At 74.6% G+C, this 13,494-nt stretch carries 15 protein-coding genes and 1 riboswitch; of the genes, 7 read left to right on the top strand and 8 right to left on the bottom strand.

What is annotated here, in order from left to right; genetic code table 11:
• Positions 1–121 precede the first annotated feature (121 nt).
• Together QE359_RS11410 and QE359_RS11405 are read right to left on the bottom strand one after the other, a co-directional pair.
• The gene (locus QE359_RS11410; protein WP_309779253.1) at positions 122–1,198 is read right to left on the bottom strand and encodes a winged helix DNA-binding domain-containing protein; all 1,077 of its coding nucleotides are present in this window, start codon (positions 1,196–1,198) and stop codon (positions 122–124) included.
• Between the two features lie 22 nt (positions 1,199–1,220).
• Positions 1,221–1,967, bottom strand: coding sequence for a phosphotransferase enzyme family protein (locus QE359_RS11405; RefSeq protein ID WP_070418627.1), 747 nt, complete (start codon positions 1,965–1,967; stop codon positions 1,221–1,223).
• A gap of 139 nt (positions 1,968–2,106) precedes the next feature.
• Between QE359_RS11405 and QE359_RS11400 the strand changes: the two genes are divergently transcribed.
• Positions 2,107–2,757 (top strand): GntR family transcriptional regulator, encoded by a 651-nt coding sequence (locus tag QE359_RS11400; protein ID WP_309779252.1) that lies wholly within the window; start codon positions 2,107–2,109, stop codon positions 2,755–2,757.
• The gene (locus QE359_RS11395; protein WP_309779251.1) at positions 2,754–3,998 is read left to right on the top strand and encodes an MFS transporter; all 1,245 of its coding nucleotides are present in this window, start codon (positions 2,754–2,756) and stop codon (positions 3,996–3,998) included. The genes QE359_RS11400 and QE359_RS11395 overlap by 4 nt, the downstream gene beginning before the upstream one ends.
• Before the next feature lie 14 nt (positions 3,999–4,012).
• Here the strand turns inward: QE359_RS11395 and QE359_RS11390 are convergent, their stop codons facing one another.
• Positions 4,013–4,903: an NUDIX domain-containing protein gene (locus QE359_RS11390; protein WP_309779250.1), complete on the bottom strand. Its 891-nt coding sequence runs from the start codon at positions 4,901–4,903 to the stop codon at positions 4,013–4,015.
• Positions 4,904–4,971: 68 nt separating this feature from the next.
• A riboswitch (TPP riboswitch) is annotated at positions 4,972–5,067 on the top strand.
• Here QE359_RS11390 and thiM point away from each other — a divergent pair.
• The 3 genes from thiM to thiD all read left to right on the top strand — a co-directional run bounded on the left by thiM (position 5,056) and on the right by thiD (position 8,132).
• On the top strand, positions 5,056–5,904 hold the full coding sequence (thiM, locus tag QE359_RS11385; RefSeq protein ID WP_309779249.1) for a hydroxyethylthiazole kinase: 849 nt from the start codon (positions 5,056–5,058) through the stop codon (positions 5,902–5,904). (Overlaps the previous riboswitch by 12 nt.)
• Positions 5,901–6,593, top strand: coding sequence for a thiamine phosphate synthase (locus tag QE359_RS11380; protein WP_309779248.1), 693 nt, complete (start codon positions 5,901–5,903; stop codon positions 6,591–6,593). The genes thiM and QE359_RS11380 overlap by 4 nt, the downstream gene beginning before the upstream one ends.
• A gap of 45 nt (positions 6,594–6,638) precedes the next feature.
• Positions 6,639–8,132, top strand: a complete 1,494-nt coding sequence (thiD, locus tag QE359_RS11375) for a bifunctional hydroxymethylpyrimidine kinase/phosphomethylpyrimidine kinase (protein ID WP_309779247.1) — start codon at positions 6,639–6,641, stop codon at positions 8,130–8,132.
• A gap of 272 nt (positions 8,133–8,404) precedes the next feature.
• On the opposite strand, the gene QE359_RS11370 is transcribed toward thiD, so the two are convergent.
• The 4 genes from QE359_RS11370 to QE359_RS11355 all read right to left on the bottom strand — a co-directional run bounded on the left by QE359_RS11370 (position 8,405) and on the right by QE359_RS11355 (position 10,247).
• The gene (locus tag QE359_RS11370) at positions 8,405–8,914 is read right to left on the bottom strand and encodes a YfcE family phosphodiesterase (protein ID WP_309779246.1); all 510 of its coding nucleotides are present in this window, start codon (positions 8,912–8,914) and stop codon (positions 8,405–8,407) included.
• Positions 8,911–9,381, bottom strand: a complete 471-nt coding sequence (locus QE359_RS11365) for a MarR family winged helix-turn-helix transcriptional regulator (RefSeq protein WP_070418620.1) — start codon at positions 9,379–9,381, stop codon at positions 8,911–8,913. The genes QE359_RS11370 and QE359_RS11365 overlap by 4 nt, the downstream gene beginning before the upstream one ends.
• 85 nt (positions 9,382–9,466) lie before the next feature.
• A complete protein-coding gene (locus tag QE359_RS11360) occupies positions 9,467–9,928 on the bottom strand; it encodes a VOC family protein (RefSeq protein WP_070418619.1) in 462 nt (153 codons plus the stop codon).
• A gap of 22 nt (positions 9,929–9,950) precedes the next feature.
• Positions 9,951–10,247, bottom strand: a complete 297-nt coding sequence (locus QE359_RS11355) for a GNAT family N-acetyltransferase (RefSeq protein WP_070418618.1) — start codon at positions 10,245–10,247, stop codon at positions 9,951–9,953.
• Positions 10,248–10,327: 80 nt separating this feature from the next.
• Between QE359_RS11355 and QE359_RS11350 the strand changes: the two genes are divergently transcribed.
• Positions 10,328–10,975, top strand: coding sequence for an NAD(P)-binding domain-containing protein (locus tag QE359_RS11350; protein WP_309779245.1), 648 nt, complete (start codon positions 10,328–10,330; stop codon positions 10,973–10,975).
• A gap of 192 nt (positions 10,976–11,167) precedes the next feature.
• Here QE359_RS11350 and QE359_RS11345 read toward each other — a convergent pair whose 3' ends face one another.
• Positions 11,168–12,136, bottom strand: coding sequence for an aldo/keto reductase (locus QE359_RS11345; protein ID WP_309779243.1), 969 nt, complete (start codon positions 12,134–12,136; stop codon positions 11,168–11,170).
• Positions 12,137–12,234: 98 nt separating this feature from the next.
• Between QE359_RS11345 and QE359_RS11340 the strand changes: the two genes are divergently transcribed.
• Entirely contained in the window at positions 12,235–13,494 is a 1,260-nt protein-coding gene (locus QE359_RS11340; protein ID WP_309779242.1) for a hypothetical protein, read from the top strand.

The raw sequence follows: 13,494 nt of genomic DNA, 5'->3' as shown, positions 1-13,494 counted from the left end.
GACCGGCCGTGCCGGTGGGGAGACGCGCGGGTCGGGTTCGGTACGTCGGCGCCGGGTCTGCGACGAGGCACCTGTCGATCGACCGGTGCGGTGTCGCGGACGGCGTGCGGGACTCAGATGGTCAGGCGACGGCGAAGGAGACGGGGGCCGCGAGGAACGATCCGTACCGGTCGGCAGCGGCCTCGAGGGCACGGACCGCACCGGCGTCGAGCGGCTCGAAGGGCGTGACGGTGACCCGGACGTCGCGGGTGCGCTCGGTGCGGCTCCAGGTCCCGAGGACCCGACCCCGCACGACGGCCATCGGCAGGAACATGCCGTTGGCACCGGGGACGACCCGGTCGGCGTGCACGGGGTCGAGCTGGACGGAGCGGTCGGCGTATCCGAGGAGGTACTCGTCGAACCCGGGCAGGAGGTGCCCGGTCGGCACACCCCCGGGGTCGGGTCGGTCGGCGAGGGCGAGGAGTCCGTCGCCGAGGTCCTCCACGGCGTCACCGGCCACCGCTCGGGCACGTCGGACGTCGCCGAGCGGCAACTTCGTCCAGGAGGCGGTGTCGGCCTCGGTCACCGGGCCCCTCCCGCGCAGGTGACCGATCAGCACCCGCCGCAGGGCCTCGTCGCGGTCGGGCAGGTCGGCCGTCGCCGGTGCCCACTCGTCGAGGAGCACGAGCCCCTGGCCGACGCGGGCGGTGGGGCCCCAGGCGACCATCCCCTCGAGGGCGAGGCGGAGCAGCACGTGGTACCCCAGCCCTCGCGTCGGGTCGATGCCGGCGCCTCGGTAGACGTCGAAGAGGTCGTCGCGCACGAGTGGTCGGCCGCCGGACAGTGCGTCGGCCGTGGCGTCCCGGGCGGACCGGAGGACGTCGTCGTCGATGCCGAGCTCGGTCGCACGCCGGGCGATGGAGCGGATCGTCCGATCGGCGGTGAGGGAGAGCAGCAGTCGGAGGTCGTCGGGGCGCATCGCGTGGAGGGTGCCGCGCATCGGCCACGAACGGACGACCTCGCCGCGGTCGAACGCGGCGCGGACGTCGTCGCGCGTGGACCCCGGAGCGCGGACGCCGATGGCCCACGTGACCTGCCCGAGGTCCTGCCCCTGGACGGCGAGCATGCGTTCCACCACCGCGGTCGGCCCGAGCCCGGGCACGGCGATCCCCTGGGCGGCGAGGCGCATCGCGCGCAGCTGGGCCGGTGTGGTCGTCATGGCACCAGCATCGCCGTCGCGGTCAGGCGACGGCTGCGGTGATCTCGTCGGCGTGCTGCTCGATGTACGCCACGTCGGCCCGGTAGAGGTCGGCGTGCCCGTGCTGCAGGTCGCTGACGAACTTCGGGTTCCCGGCCGCCGCCTCGGTCTCCATGGTCGTGACCAACGCGACGAGGGAGCCGAGGATCGTCTCGGCGAGGACCTCGCGCGACCGGGCGTCCAGCTCGTAGGCGCGGCAGAACTCGGCGGCGCGGTCGAGCCGTTCGTCGAGCGACGGCGCGGTCGACCCCTCGACGACGCCGGTGGTGAACGGTGCGAACCGGTACACGGCACTGGCCACGTCCCAGACCCGCGGCCCGGGGTGCGCGGTGTCGAAGTCGATGAGCCCGACCGCGGCGATGCCGTCGTAGACGCAGTTGTACGGTGCGAAGTCGCCGTGCACGATCGTCTCGGCGGGGTACCGCTCCGCCTGGGACCAGACGTCGCGGTCGTCGTCGCGCGTGAAGGTGGCGGCGGCGTCGTGGTAGTGCCGCAGCAGCCGGGCGGTCGTGACGAGGGCGGCCTCGCTCGCGACGTCGGCCGTCCACGGGTACTCCCCCGCTTCGCCGGGGACGAACGAGACGGTCTCGAGCGTGTGCCCGAGCTCGATCGGTTCCGGTGCTGCGACGAACCCCTGTTCGTGCAGGTGGGCGAGCAGCCGGTGCACGGTCGGCGTCCACGGCCCTGCCGGGCGGTGCACGCGATCGTCGGCCCTGGTGATCCGCTCCATCGGAACCTCCTGTTGTACGTCTCCGTTGACGTGGTGGCCCAGCGTATCCGCCCGTGCGCCCCGGTGTCGCGGTCCACGTGTGAACAGCGCGTGACACGACCGCATGCACCGTTGCATGCAAGGGGTAGGATCGTCGACCGTGAGCACCCCGAGCCCGAACACCACCGCCCAGGCAGCGTCCGACCGGGCCTACGACCACGTGAAGCGCGCGATCATCCGCGGCGACCTGCCCGGCGGCACGGCGATCAGCGAGAACGCGCTCTGCCAGGAGATCGGCGTGTCGCGGACGCCCGTGCACGAGGCGTTCCTGCGTCTCGCCGCCGAGGACCTGCTCACCCTCGAGTCCCGGAAGGGCGCCGTCGTCCGGCCGATGTCCCCGAGCGAGGCGGCCGACGTGCTCGAGATGCGGGAGGCGATCGAGTCGACCGCGGCGGCCCGCGTCGTCACCGACGGCCGCGTGGCGGACGTCACACCGTTCCTCCAGGCGATGCTCGCGGAACAGGAGCAGGCGGTCGCGACCGGCGACGTCGACCGGTTCATCGAGGTCGACGCGGAGTTCCACGGTGCCGTCATCGGCGCGTCGCGGAACGCGATCGCCGTCATGTTCGCCCGGACCCTGCGCGACCGGCAGCAGCGGCTGCGGCACCACCTGATGCGGCTCCAGCCGTCCCAGTTGCAGGCGTCCCTCGAGGACCACCGGGCACTGGCCGCCGCGCTCGAGGCCGGCGACGCTCTCCGCTACGCCGAGGTCCTCCGCGCCCACGTCGCGTCGCACCGGGGCGCCCTGTGAGCGCCACCACCGGCAGCGTCCCGACCACCGGCTCGCTCGCGGTCCCGAACGCCCGCGTCCTGCCGTGGGTCGCCGTCTGGGGCGCGGTGTTCGTGTGCTCGTGGGGCGGCAACCAGTTCTCGCCCCTGCTGCTCATGTACGAGGAGCGCGCGCACTACTCGTCGCTGCTCGTGAACGTCTTCCTCGGCGTGTACGTGCTCGGGCTCGCGCCGGCGCTCCTCGTCGCCGGGTCCCTGTCCGACCGGCACGGCCGCCGTCCGCTCATGCTCGCCGGGATCGTCTCCGCCGTCGTCGGCAGCGGGCTGCTGGCGTTCGGCCCGCTCGGCGCGGGGTTCCTCATGGCCGGACGCCTGTTCTCCGGGGTCACCGTCGGGATCGCGATGGCGGTCGGCAACAGCTGGGTGAAGGAGCTCTCGCAGGGACGCTTCGACCCGTCGGCCGACGCCGGTTCCGGTGCACGCCGGGCGTCACTGGCGTTCACCCTCGGGTCGGCGTCGGGTGCCCTCGTCGCCGGGCTCATCGCCCAGTGGGGGCCGATCCCCGAGGTCCTGCCCTTCCTCGTGCACATCTGCGTCGCCGTCCCCTTCGCCGTGATCGTCTGGCGAACGCCGGAGACGAGCCGCTCCGGCGGGCTGCCCGGGCCCTGGTGGAAGCAGCTCGCCGTACCGAGCGCCGGGCACCGCCGGTTCACCCGGGTCGTGCTCGTCGCCGCGCCGTGGATCTTCGGGTCCGCAGCGATCGGGTACGGGTACCTGCCGACCAAGCTCGCCGGGGCGACCGGCACGTGGGGGCTCGTGTTCGCCACCGCCGCCACCGTCGTCGCCCTCGGGGTGTCGAGTGCCGTGCAGCCCCTCGCCGGGCGGGTCACCTCGCTCCTGTCGGCACGCGGGCTGCTGACGGCCGTGGCGCTCATGACCGCGGGCATCGCCGTGGTGGTCGTGGCGGTCCAGCTGCAGTCCGTGGCGATCGGGCTCGTGGCGAACGTCGTGATCGGCCTCGGCATCGGGCTGGCGCTCGTGTCGAGCCTGCTCGAGGTCCAGCGGATCGCGGGGGCACGCGACCTGGCCGGGCTCACCGGGGTGTTCTACGCGGCGGCGTACGCCGGGTTCCTGGCGCCGGCGGTCATCGCCGCGGTGGCGAACGTCGTGGCCGTGCCGACGATCCTGTGGGTGGTCGTCGGGCTCGGGGTGCTGTCGTGGGTGGCGATCCTGGTGTCGTCGCGGAAGCACATCCCCGCGTAGCCGGAACCGCGCGGTCAGAACTGGTCGCGCAGCCAGGCCGGCCCGTGCACCGCGGCGCCGAGATCCTCGACGCGGGCCCGGAGCTCGCGGTCGGCGGTCACCACGACGACCGGCGTGTGCCCGGCGTCCACCGCGGCCCGGGCAGCCTCGACGATCGCCTCGTCACCCGACCCCGGCGCGCGCACGACGGACACCGGCTCGTCCGCGCCCACGGCGTCCCGCGCCGCACCCTCGAGCACCACGGTCCACCGCGGCCACCACCGGTCGAACGGCAGCGCGAGCACCTCGGCCGACACACCCGCCCCGGCGAGCGCCCCCACCGACCCGAGCAGCCGCGACGCAGCCTCCGCGCGGTCCTTCCACCACCCGTCCGGCACACTGCCGACCACGTTCGCCGCGTCCACCACGACGTGCGGTGTCGTCTCGATCCGTGCCCGCAGCGCCGGCCACGACGCCCCGAACCCGGGGTGCAGGGGCAGGTCCTCGACGTCACCGACGGGCACCCAGGCCAGTTCGAGGCTCTCGCGGTCCGCGATCACCGGTTCGAAGGCCCTGGAGGCGCGCCCCACCACCGTCGTGTACGTCCAGAACCCGAGGTCCAGCACGGCGGTGTGCCGGAGGTCCACGCCGTCCTCGGGCACGCCGGCTTCCTCCGCCGACTCGCGGAGCGCCCCGGTCACGGCGTCCTCGCCCAGGTGGCGGGCCCCGCCCGGGATCCCCCAGGTGCCGCCGTGGTGGCTCCACTCGACGCGGTGCTGCAGGAGCACGCGCCCGGAGCCGTCGTCGACGAGGAGTCCGGCCGCGCCGAACCGCCCCCAGGCCTTGGTGCCGTCGGGGCCGACCGCCCAGGCGTCGCCGGGGTCGCGGGGGCCGGGAGGCGGCCCGGGAGGCGTGGTGTCTGGCACCCGTCAACCCTGTCACACGGGGACCCGTCATGTGACCGGAGACGTCGGAGCCGCTCGTGTACGGTGTCGGTCGAGACACGGGGTGCCGCAACCAGCGGCTGAGATCACACCCGTCGAACCTGCTCGAGCTCGTACTCGCGAAGGGATCGTCCATGCACACTGCTGCGCCCGCCCCCGACTGGGCCCGTCGGACCGCCGAACTCCTCGAGGCCGTCCGCGCCCGGAGTCCCCTGGTGCACTGCATCACGAACACCGTGGTGCAGAACGTCACCGCGAACGTGCTGCTCGCGCTCGGCGCCTCGGCCGCGATGGTCGACGTCGTGACCGAGGCCGGGCCGTTCGCCCGGGTCGCCGACGCCCTGCTGGTGAACACCGGCACGCCGCACGCCGAACCCCGGGCCGCGTCGCTCGAAGCGGCGTTGGCAGCGGTCGACGCCGGCACGCCCTGGGTGCTCGACCCGGTCGCCGTCGGCTCCCTGCCGGTGCGGACGGCCCTCGCCCGGGACCTGATGGCGCTCGGTCCGACGGTGCTGCGGGGCAACGCCTCCGAGGTGCTCGCGGTGCTCGGCGCCTCGGCCGGTGGTCGTGGCGTCGACAGCACGGTCGGCACCGACGACGCGCGACCCGCTGCGGTCGACGCGGTGGCCGCCAGGCGCCTGGCCGCGGTGGCCGTATCGGGTCCGGTCGACCTGCTGGTCGCGCCGAGCATCGGTACGGTGCGGGTCGCGAACGGCACGGAGCTGCTCACGCGGATCACCGGCGGCGGCTGCGCGCTCGGTGCCGTCGTCGCCGCGTTCACCGCTGTCTCCCCCGAGGACCCGGGCGCGGCCGCCGTCGCCGCGACCGCGGTGCACACGATCGCGGCCGAGCTCGCGGCGCGCGAGGCCGGCGGACCGGGCACGTTCCAGCCGCTGTTCCTCGACCGCCTGGCGTCGCTCTCGCCGGACGACGTCGTGCGCACGGCGCGCATCACCGTGGAGTCCCCGGCGGTGGCCGCGTGAGCGCCGGTGGGTTCGGCGTGTACCTCGTGACCGACCCGGCGCTGTCGGACCGGCACGGCATCGGCGTGCTCGGGGTCGTCCGTGCCGCGGTGCACGGCGGGGTGCGGATCGTGCAGGTGCGCGACAAGGACGCCTCGGCCCGTGACCTGTTGGCGCTGACCGCCGCGGTGGCCGACGCCGTGGGCGACCGCGCGACCGTGGTGGTCGACGACCGGTTGGACGTCGCCCTGGCCGCGCGGCACGCCGGGCACCGGGTCGCGGGCGTGCACCTCGGCCAGTCCGACGTCCCCGTCACCGCCGCTCGCGCCCTGCTCGGAGCGGACGCGCACGTCGGACTGACCGCGAACACCCCGGAGCACCTCGCTGCCGTCGCCGCACTCCCCCGCGGCACGGTCGACCTGCTCGGGGTCGGCGTAGTGCACCCGACCGCGACGAAGGCGGACCACCCGCCGGCCCTGGGCCACGACGGGTTCGGCCGGCTCGCACGCGCGACGGACGTGCCGTGCGTGGCGATCGGCTGGGGTGACGCTCGACGACGTCCTGCCGCTCCGGGCAGCCGGTGCCGCGGGCGTGGCGGTCGTGTCGGGCATCTGTGCCGCAGCCGACCCGGGGTCCGCCGCGGCGGCGTTCGTGTCCGCGTGGGGCCCTGGACCCGACCACGGGGCGGAGGGGCGGCCGTCGGGTGGTGACGATCCGTTCCTCCCGTCCGACGTGACGCACCACGGGGCGGACGCATGAGCGTCCCGCGCGTCCTGAGCATCGCCGGGACCGACCCGACGGGTGGGGCGGGGATGCAGGCGGACCTCAAGGCCATCGCGGCGCACGACGGCTACGGCATGGGCGTCGTGACCGCGCTCGTCGCGCAGAACACGCACGGGGTGCGTTCGGTGCACGTGCCGGACGTCGCGTTCCTGCGCGAGCAGCTCGACGCGGTGTCGGACGACGTCGTGGTCGACGCCGTGAAGGTCGGGATGCTCGGCACCGCCGGGGTCGTGCGGGTCGTGACCGAGTGGCTCCTCGAGCACCGCCCGCCCGTCGTGGTGGTCGACCCCGTGATGGTCGCGACGAGCGGGGACCGGTTGCTCGACGAGGACGCCTCACGGGCGATGACGACGCTGCTCGGGCTCGCCGACCTCGTGACGCCGAACCGGGCGGAACTCGCGGTGCTCGCCGAGCTGGCCACCCTGCACGGACGGGCCCCGGACAGCGCGGAGGACCGGGCGCTCGCCATCGCCCGCACCTGGGACGTGCTCGTGCTCGCGAAGGGCGGCCACGACGACGGCGACACCTCGGACGACGTGCTCGTCGGGCCCGCCGGGGTGCTCCGGACGTTCAGCGCGCCACGCGTCCGGACCACGAACACGCACGGCACCGGGTGCTCGCTGTCGAGTGCGATCGCGACGCTCGCGGCCCGCGACGGCGACTGGGAACTGGCCGTCGGCACGGCGAAGCGCTGGCTGACCGCGGCCCTCCGCGGCGCCGACGCCCTGCACGTCGGCACCGGGAACGGTCCGGTCGACCACGGCGCGCTCGTGCGTACGGAGCGGCCGGAGCCGAGGTGGACCGACCGCTGGTGGGACGACGTCGCCGAGGTCCTGCACGAGACGATCGCGTGCGACTTCCTCGCCGGGATGCGCGCCGGGACGCTCGACCCCGAGGTGTTCGCCGCGTACCTGGCGCAGGACGTCCACTACCTCCGCGCGTACGAGCGGCACCTCGCGCTGCTCGGCTCGTGGACGACCGGGGCCGAGGCCGCGTTCTGGCAGGCATCCGCCCAGGGCTGCGCCGACGAGGCCCGCGACCTGCACCACCGACGCCTCGCCGGCACGCACGCCGAGGACCCCGTCCACCCCGTCTGTGCCGGCTACCTCGCCCACTTGCAGGCCGCTGCCGACTCCGGGTCCGTCGCGGTCCTCGCCGCGGCGGTGCTGCCGTGCTTCCGCGTGTACGCGTGGGTCGGGACGCAGATCGGCACGGTCGGGTCGGACCACCCGTTCGCGGACTGGATCGGCGCGTACGGCGACCCGGGGTTCGCCGAGGCCTCCGCGGACGCGACCGCCCGGGTCGAGCGGCTCGCCGCAGCGGCGACGCCGGCCGAGCGCGGCGCCATGACGCGCGCCTTCCGCGCGTCGACCGCGTGGGAGCTCGCGTTCTTCCGGATGCCGACCGCGGGGACGGGCCCAGAGGCGGGCCCCGACTGTGCCGCCGGAACGACACCGTCCCGCTGAGCGCCGCGGTCCCTGACGCGGAAGCGACAGGGTGCCGTCACGATTCGACGGCACCCTGTCGCTTTCGCGGGCGGGGGCGGGCGGGCGGCGCGCGCGGACGGGTCGGACGGGCGGGCGGGCGGGGCGCGCGGGCGCGTCGGGCGGGGCGCGCGGACGGGGCGCGCGGGCGCGTCGGGCGGGGCGCGCGGACGGGGCGGGCGGCAGCGCGGCCAGGGACGCGGGGCGTCGCGGACGGGAGGCGCGGTGCGGGGCCGACCCGCGCCTCCAGTCCGTCAGCGGGTGGCGGGAGGCAGCCGCACCAGCTCGACCGACAGGTCGCGGCCGTCGACCGCACCGCGCATCCACGTGTGGTCCGGCTGGCGGCGCCGGTCGGTCGGCGAACCCGGGTTGAGCAGCCGCAGCCCCGACGGCGCGACCGTGTCCCACGGGATGTGCGAGTGGCCGAAGACGAGCACGTCGACGTCCGGGTACGCGGCCGTCATGCGACGCTCACGGCCCGTCGCGGCACCCGTCTCGTGCACCAGGGCGAACCGCAGGTCCTCGACGGCGAAGCGGGCCTCGAGCGGCAGGCGGTCGTCGAACTCGGGGCCGTCGTTGTTGCCGCGGACCCCCTCGAACCGCGCCGACCGGGCCTGGACGGCATCGAGCGTCGCGAGGTCCACCCAGTCACCGGCGTGCACCACGAGGTCCGCGGCGTCGATGTCCGCCCAGAGCCCGGCGGGCAGGTCCTTCGCCCGCTTCGGCAGGTGGGTGTCCGAGAGCAGGACGAACGAGGTCGTCACGGCGTGGTGCGTCCGGGCATCGGCAGCCCCGCCTCGTCCGCGGCGCCGAGCCGTTCGAGGAGCCCGGCGAGGAGCGCGATGTCGTCGTCCGACCAGCTCGCGAGCCGTTCGTCGAGCGCGTCGCGGTGCAGCTGCACGGAGCGTTCGAGTGCGGCACGGCCGGCATCGGTGGCCACGAGGGGCTTGGCGTTGCCGGTCCCGCCGTCGACCGTCCGGATGAGCCCGGCCGCCAGCAGCCCGGACAGCTGCCGCGAGATCGTGGAGCGGTTCAGCCGCAGGTACCGGGCGATGTCGATCGCCATGCAGCCCTCGTGCTGGACGACGAAGTCGACGAGGGACTGGTCGACGACGCTGAGGATCGCCTCCGAGCCGCGTGCCCGGATGCTCGCGCGGCGGGTGATGCGGGCGAGTTCCGTGTACGCGCGTCCGATGTCGCTGTTGCGGACATCGGGCCTCGGTTCGCTCATCGGACGGACTCCAGCCTGTCTGCGCCGGGACCTGCCGGCGGTGTTCGGTCCCGCCACCATACCGGCGGGTACGGATCGCGCCGGCTCAGTGACCCGCCGCGGCGGCCCGCAGGGCGGGGATGTCCAGCTTGACCATCTGCATCATGGCCTCGAAGACGCGGGCGTTGGCCTCGGGGTCGCCCGAGCCGGTCATCAGGTCGCCCATCATCGACGGGGTGACCTGCCACGCCACACCCCAGCGGTCGAAGAGCCACCCGCACCGGCTCGGACGGCCACCGTCGGCGAGCAGGGCGTCCCAGATACGGTCGAGCTCCTCCTGGTCGTCGACGTCCACCTGGAACGAGACCGCGTCGGTGTGCTCGTGCCCCGGACCGCCGTTCATCGCACGGTAGGGCTTGCCGAGGAGCGTGAACTCGACGACGAGGGTCTGCCCGTCCGGGGTCTTGCTCACGCTGTCGATGCTGCTGTCGGGGAAGAGCGACACGTAGTGCTCCGCCGCCTGCTCGGCCTGGTCGTCGTACCAGAGGAACGGGGTGATCGTCGGCATGGGCGGGGCCTTCCGGTTCGGCTCAGTCCGCAGCGCCACGGCTGAGCAGGTCTGCCTTCTCGGGGTGTTCGTCGAACCACTTGCCGACGAACCAGCACATCGGGACGATGCGCCGGGTGGAGTTCGCCTCGACGTCGGCGACCGCGAAGTCGACGAGTTCGGCGGCGTACCCGTGCCCGCGGTGCTTCGGCACCGTGTACGTGTGCGGGAACGCGATCGCGTCGCCGTTTTCGCGGTAGTCGAGGACGCTCACGAGTTCGCCGCCGACGTACATCGCGTAGCGGTCCTGGTCGGCTTCGTCGCGGAACTCGTGGTCCATGCCGCCATCATGCACCCTCGGCGCGGGCGCGGGACGCGTCCGGGAATGGGCGGGTCGGGGTCGGGCGTTGCTCGGACACCATGACGACAATCGGCATCATCGGCGCAGGCAACATCGGATCCCAGCTCGCACGGCTGGCGGTGCGGAACGGACACGAGGTGGTGATCGCGAACTCCCGCGGCCCCGAGACCCTCACGGACCTGGTCACGGAGCTCGGCGAGGGTGCCCGGGCCGCGACCCGCGACGAGGCGGCCGCCGCTGGCGAGATCGTCGTCGTCACGACCCCGCTCGCCGCGATCGAGACCATCCCGGCCGGACCCCTCGAGGGCAAGGTCGTGATCGACACGAACAACTACTACCCGCAGCGCGACGGCCACATCGAGGCGCTCGACTCCGAGACCACCACGACCGCGGAGCTCCTGCAGGACCACCTGCCCGGCGCCCGGGTCGTGAAGGCGTTCAACCACATCGGCGCCGCGGACCTCACCGGCCACGCCTCCGCCGCGGGCACCCCGGACCGTCGCGCGCTCGTGGTGGCCGGGGACGACGCCGAGGCCAAGCGGGTCGTGTCGGACCTCATCGACCAGTTCGGGTTCGACGTCGTGGACGCCGGGCCCCTTGCCGAGGGCTGGCGCATCCAGCGCGACACCCCCGGGTACGGCCCGCGGCTGACCGCGGCGGAGCTGCGCGAGGCGCTCGCGTCCGCGGAGCGGTACCGCGACATGTAGGTCGCGACCCCTGCGGGACGGGAGGCGCGGGTCGGTCCGGCACCGCGCCTCCCGTCCCGCACCCGCCCGCCCGCCCACCCGCCCGCAGCTGCGAGGCGAGACTCGGCCCCGCGGACAGTTCCGCGGCCGATCGGCCACGAAACTGTCCGCCGAGCCGAGACTCGGCGCCCGCGGCGCGCCGGCGGTGCCGGCTCAGGCGCCGTCGAAGACGAGCGTCATCTCGGCGAGGTCGTCCTCGGACGGCTCCCACGCCGTCCCGGCCTCGGCGTTCTGCCGGATCTGCTCCGGCTTCGTCGCTCCCGCGATGACGCTCGACAGCCCGGGCTGTGCCAACAACCACGCGAAGGTCGCCTGCAGCATCGTGACGCCGCGCTCGTCGCAGAACCGCTGGAACTCCTCGAGGATCTCCCACGGCGCGTCCTGCAGCAGCTGCGGCTTCGCCGTGGTGAGCCGCCCGTCCGAGGGCCCGCCGGCCTTCGTGTACTTGCCCGTCAGCAGGCCGTTGTAGAGCGGGAAGTACGGCAGGAACCCGAGCGCGTACGCACGGACGGCCGGCAGCACCTCGTCCTCGACGCCCCGGGCGAGCGGGCTGTACTCGTTCTGCGCGGACACGAACGCCGTGGTGCCGGCGATGGAGGCGGTGAGCTCGGCCTCGGCGATCTGCCACCCCGCGAAGTTCGAGTGGCCGATGTAGCGGATCTTGCCCTCGCGGACGAGGTCGTCGAGCACGGACAGCGTCTCCTCGATCGAGGTCACGTCGTCCGGGCCGTGCATCTGGTAGAGGTCGATCCAGTCCGTCCCGAGGCGCTTGAGCGACGACTCGACCGCCAGCCGCACGTACCGCCGGGAGCCCCGCACCCCCCAGTCCGGCCCGTTCACCCCCTGCATGTCCATGCCGAACTTCGTGGCGAGGACGACCTCGTCGCGACGTCCCGCGATGGACCTGCCGAGGAGTTCCTCGGACAACCCTCGCCGGCCGCCGTAGACGTCCGCCGTGTCGAACAGGGTGACGCCGGCGTCGAGGGCCGCGTGGACGACGGCGTCCGTGCCCTCCTGCGTCTCGGTCAGCGTGCCGGGTCGGCCGAAGTTGTTGCAGCCGATGCCGACGGTGGAGACGACGAGCCCCGACGGCCCGAGTGGACGGTGTTCGATTCCGGTCATGCCCCGACCGTACCGGCGACCCCGGAACTGGGGCTGCGCCAGCCGCACGGGTTGCCGTTAGAACTGACGATGGATCAGCCTACGGAGGGAGCACCGCAGTGGCATCGCATCGCATGCCGGACGAGGACCGGCCGCGTCGCGCCGTCCCCGACTGGGTCACGGCTCCCCCCGAGGGCGCGGCAGACGGCCTGGAGGCGCGCCCCGCCCCCGTCGCACCCGCCCCCGCTCCGGAGACGGCCGGCCCCGGCAGCACGCTCCCCGCACCGCCCGCCACACCGGCACTCGTCGACGACGACATCGTGGTGCCCGACTTCCCGCCGGAGGAGCACCTCCTGCCCCCGGCCCCGACCTCGCCCGCGGTGCACACGGTCCCGGTCGACACGGCCTCGGTCGGCCCCGCACCGGTCTCGCCGATCGACGCCGTCGGTGCCGTCGGTGCCGCGGCCGTCACGCCGGGGGCCGCACCCGCTCCCGCCGCGCCGGCCGTCCCGGCGGGCCCCAGCGTCCCGGTCGTCGGTCAGCCCCGGTTCTCCGTGCCGGGCCTCGAGCACGTCGTCGTCGAGGGGTCGGAACCGGCTCCGTCGGGACCGATCGGGTACCGCACCCCCGCCCGGTTCGCTCACCAGCGCCCCGCCGCTCCGTCCGCTGCGGCTCCGGCGACCGCCGCTCCGGCTGCGTCGCCGGCCTTCGACGCCGTCATCGCTCCGCCGGCACCCGGGGGCCCGGGATCGACACCGGCTGCCCGGGCGGATGCACTGCCGCCGACCGAAGCGCTCCCCCTGATCGACCTGCCGACCCGCGGCTCGGACACGGGACGCGGTCGGTCGACGAGCCCACGGACGCCGAAGGGCACGAAGCCCTCGAAGGGCACGAAGGCCACGAAGGCCCCGAGGCCCGCCCGGCCGTCGCGCACGAGGAAGCCGACCGCGAGGACCGCGACCGACGCGCCGCCGGCGGTGGACGCAACCACCCCGGCTGCCGCGACGGTGCGTGGCGGGGGCGGGCCGCGCCTCCAGGCAGCCGGGACGACGCAGCGGGTGGGGACGACTCCCGGGGGCGTCCTCGGCGCCCTCGCCGGCCTCGCCACCCTCGGACTCGGCGCGTGGTGGTTCACCGCCCCCGCGACGGTGCACGGTGTCGGGCTGGTGCTCGGCGTGCTCGCGCTCCTGCTCTCGATCGTGACGCTGCGGCGGCCCGAGGCGACGTGGCAGCGGCCGCTCGCGCTCCTCGGTGCCGTGCTCGGCGGGGTCGGGACGCTCGTGCTGCTGTGGGCCGTGGCCTCGGCGGTGCTGCCGCTCGTCGGCGTGACCCTGCCGGACCTCACCGGGACGGGGACGGTCCCGACGCTCGCGCCGTAG

It is taken from the genome of Curtobacterium sp. SORGH_AS_0776 (assembly GCF_031453355.1).
Taxonomy (GTDB): Bacteria; Actinomycetota; Actinomycetes; order Actinomycetales; family Microbacteriaceae; genus Curtobacterium.
Note: the sequence above shows the minus strand (reverse complement) of the source record. Positions and strands in the feature narration are given on the sequence as shown.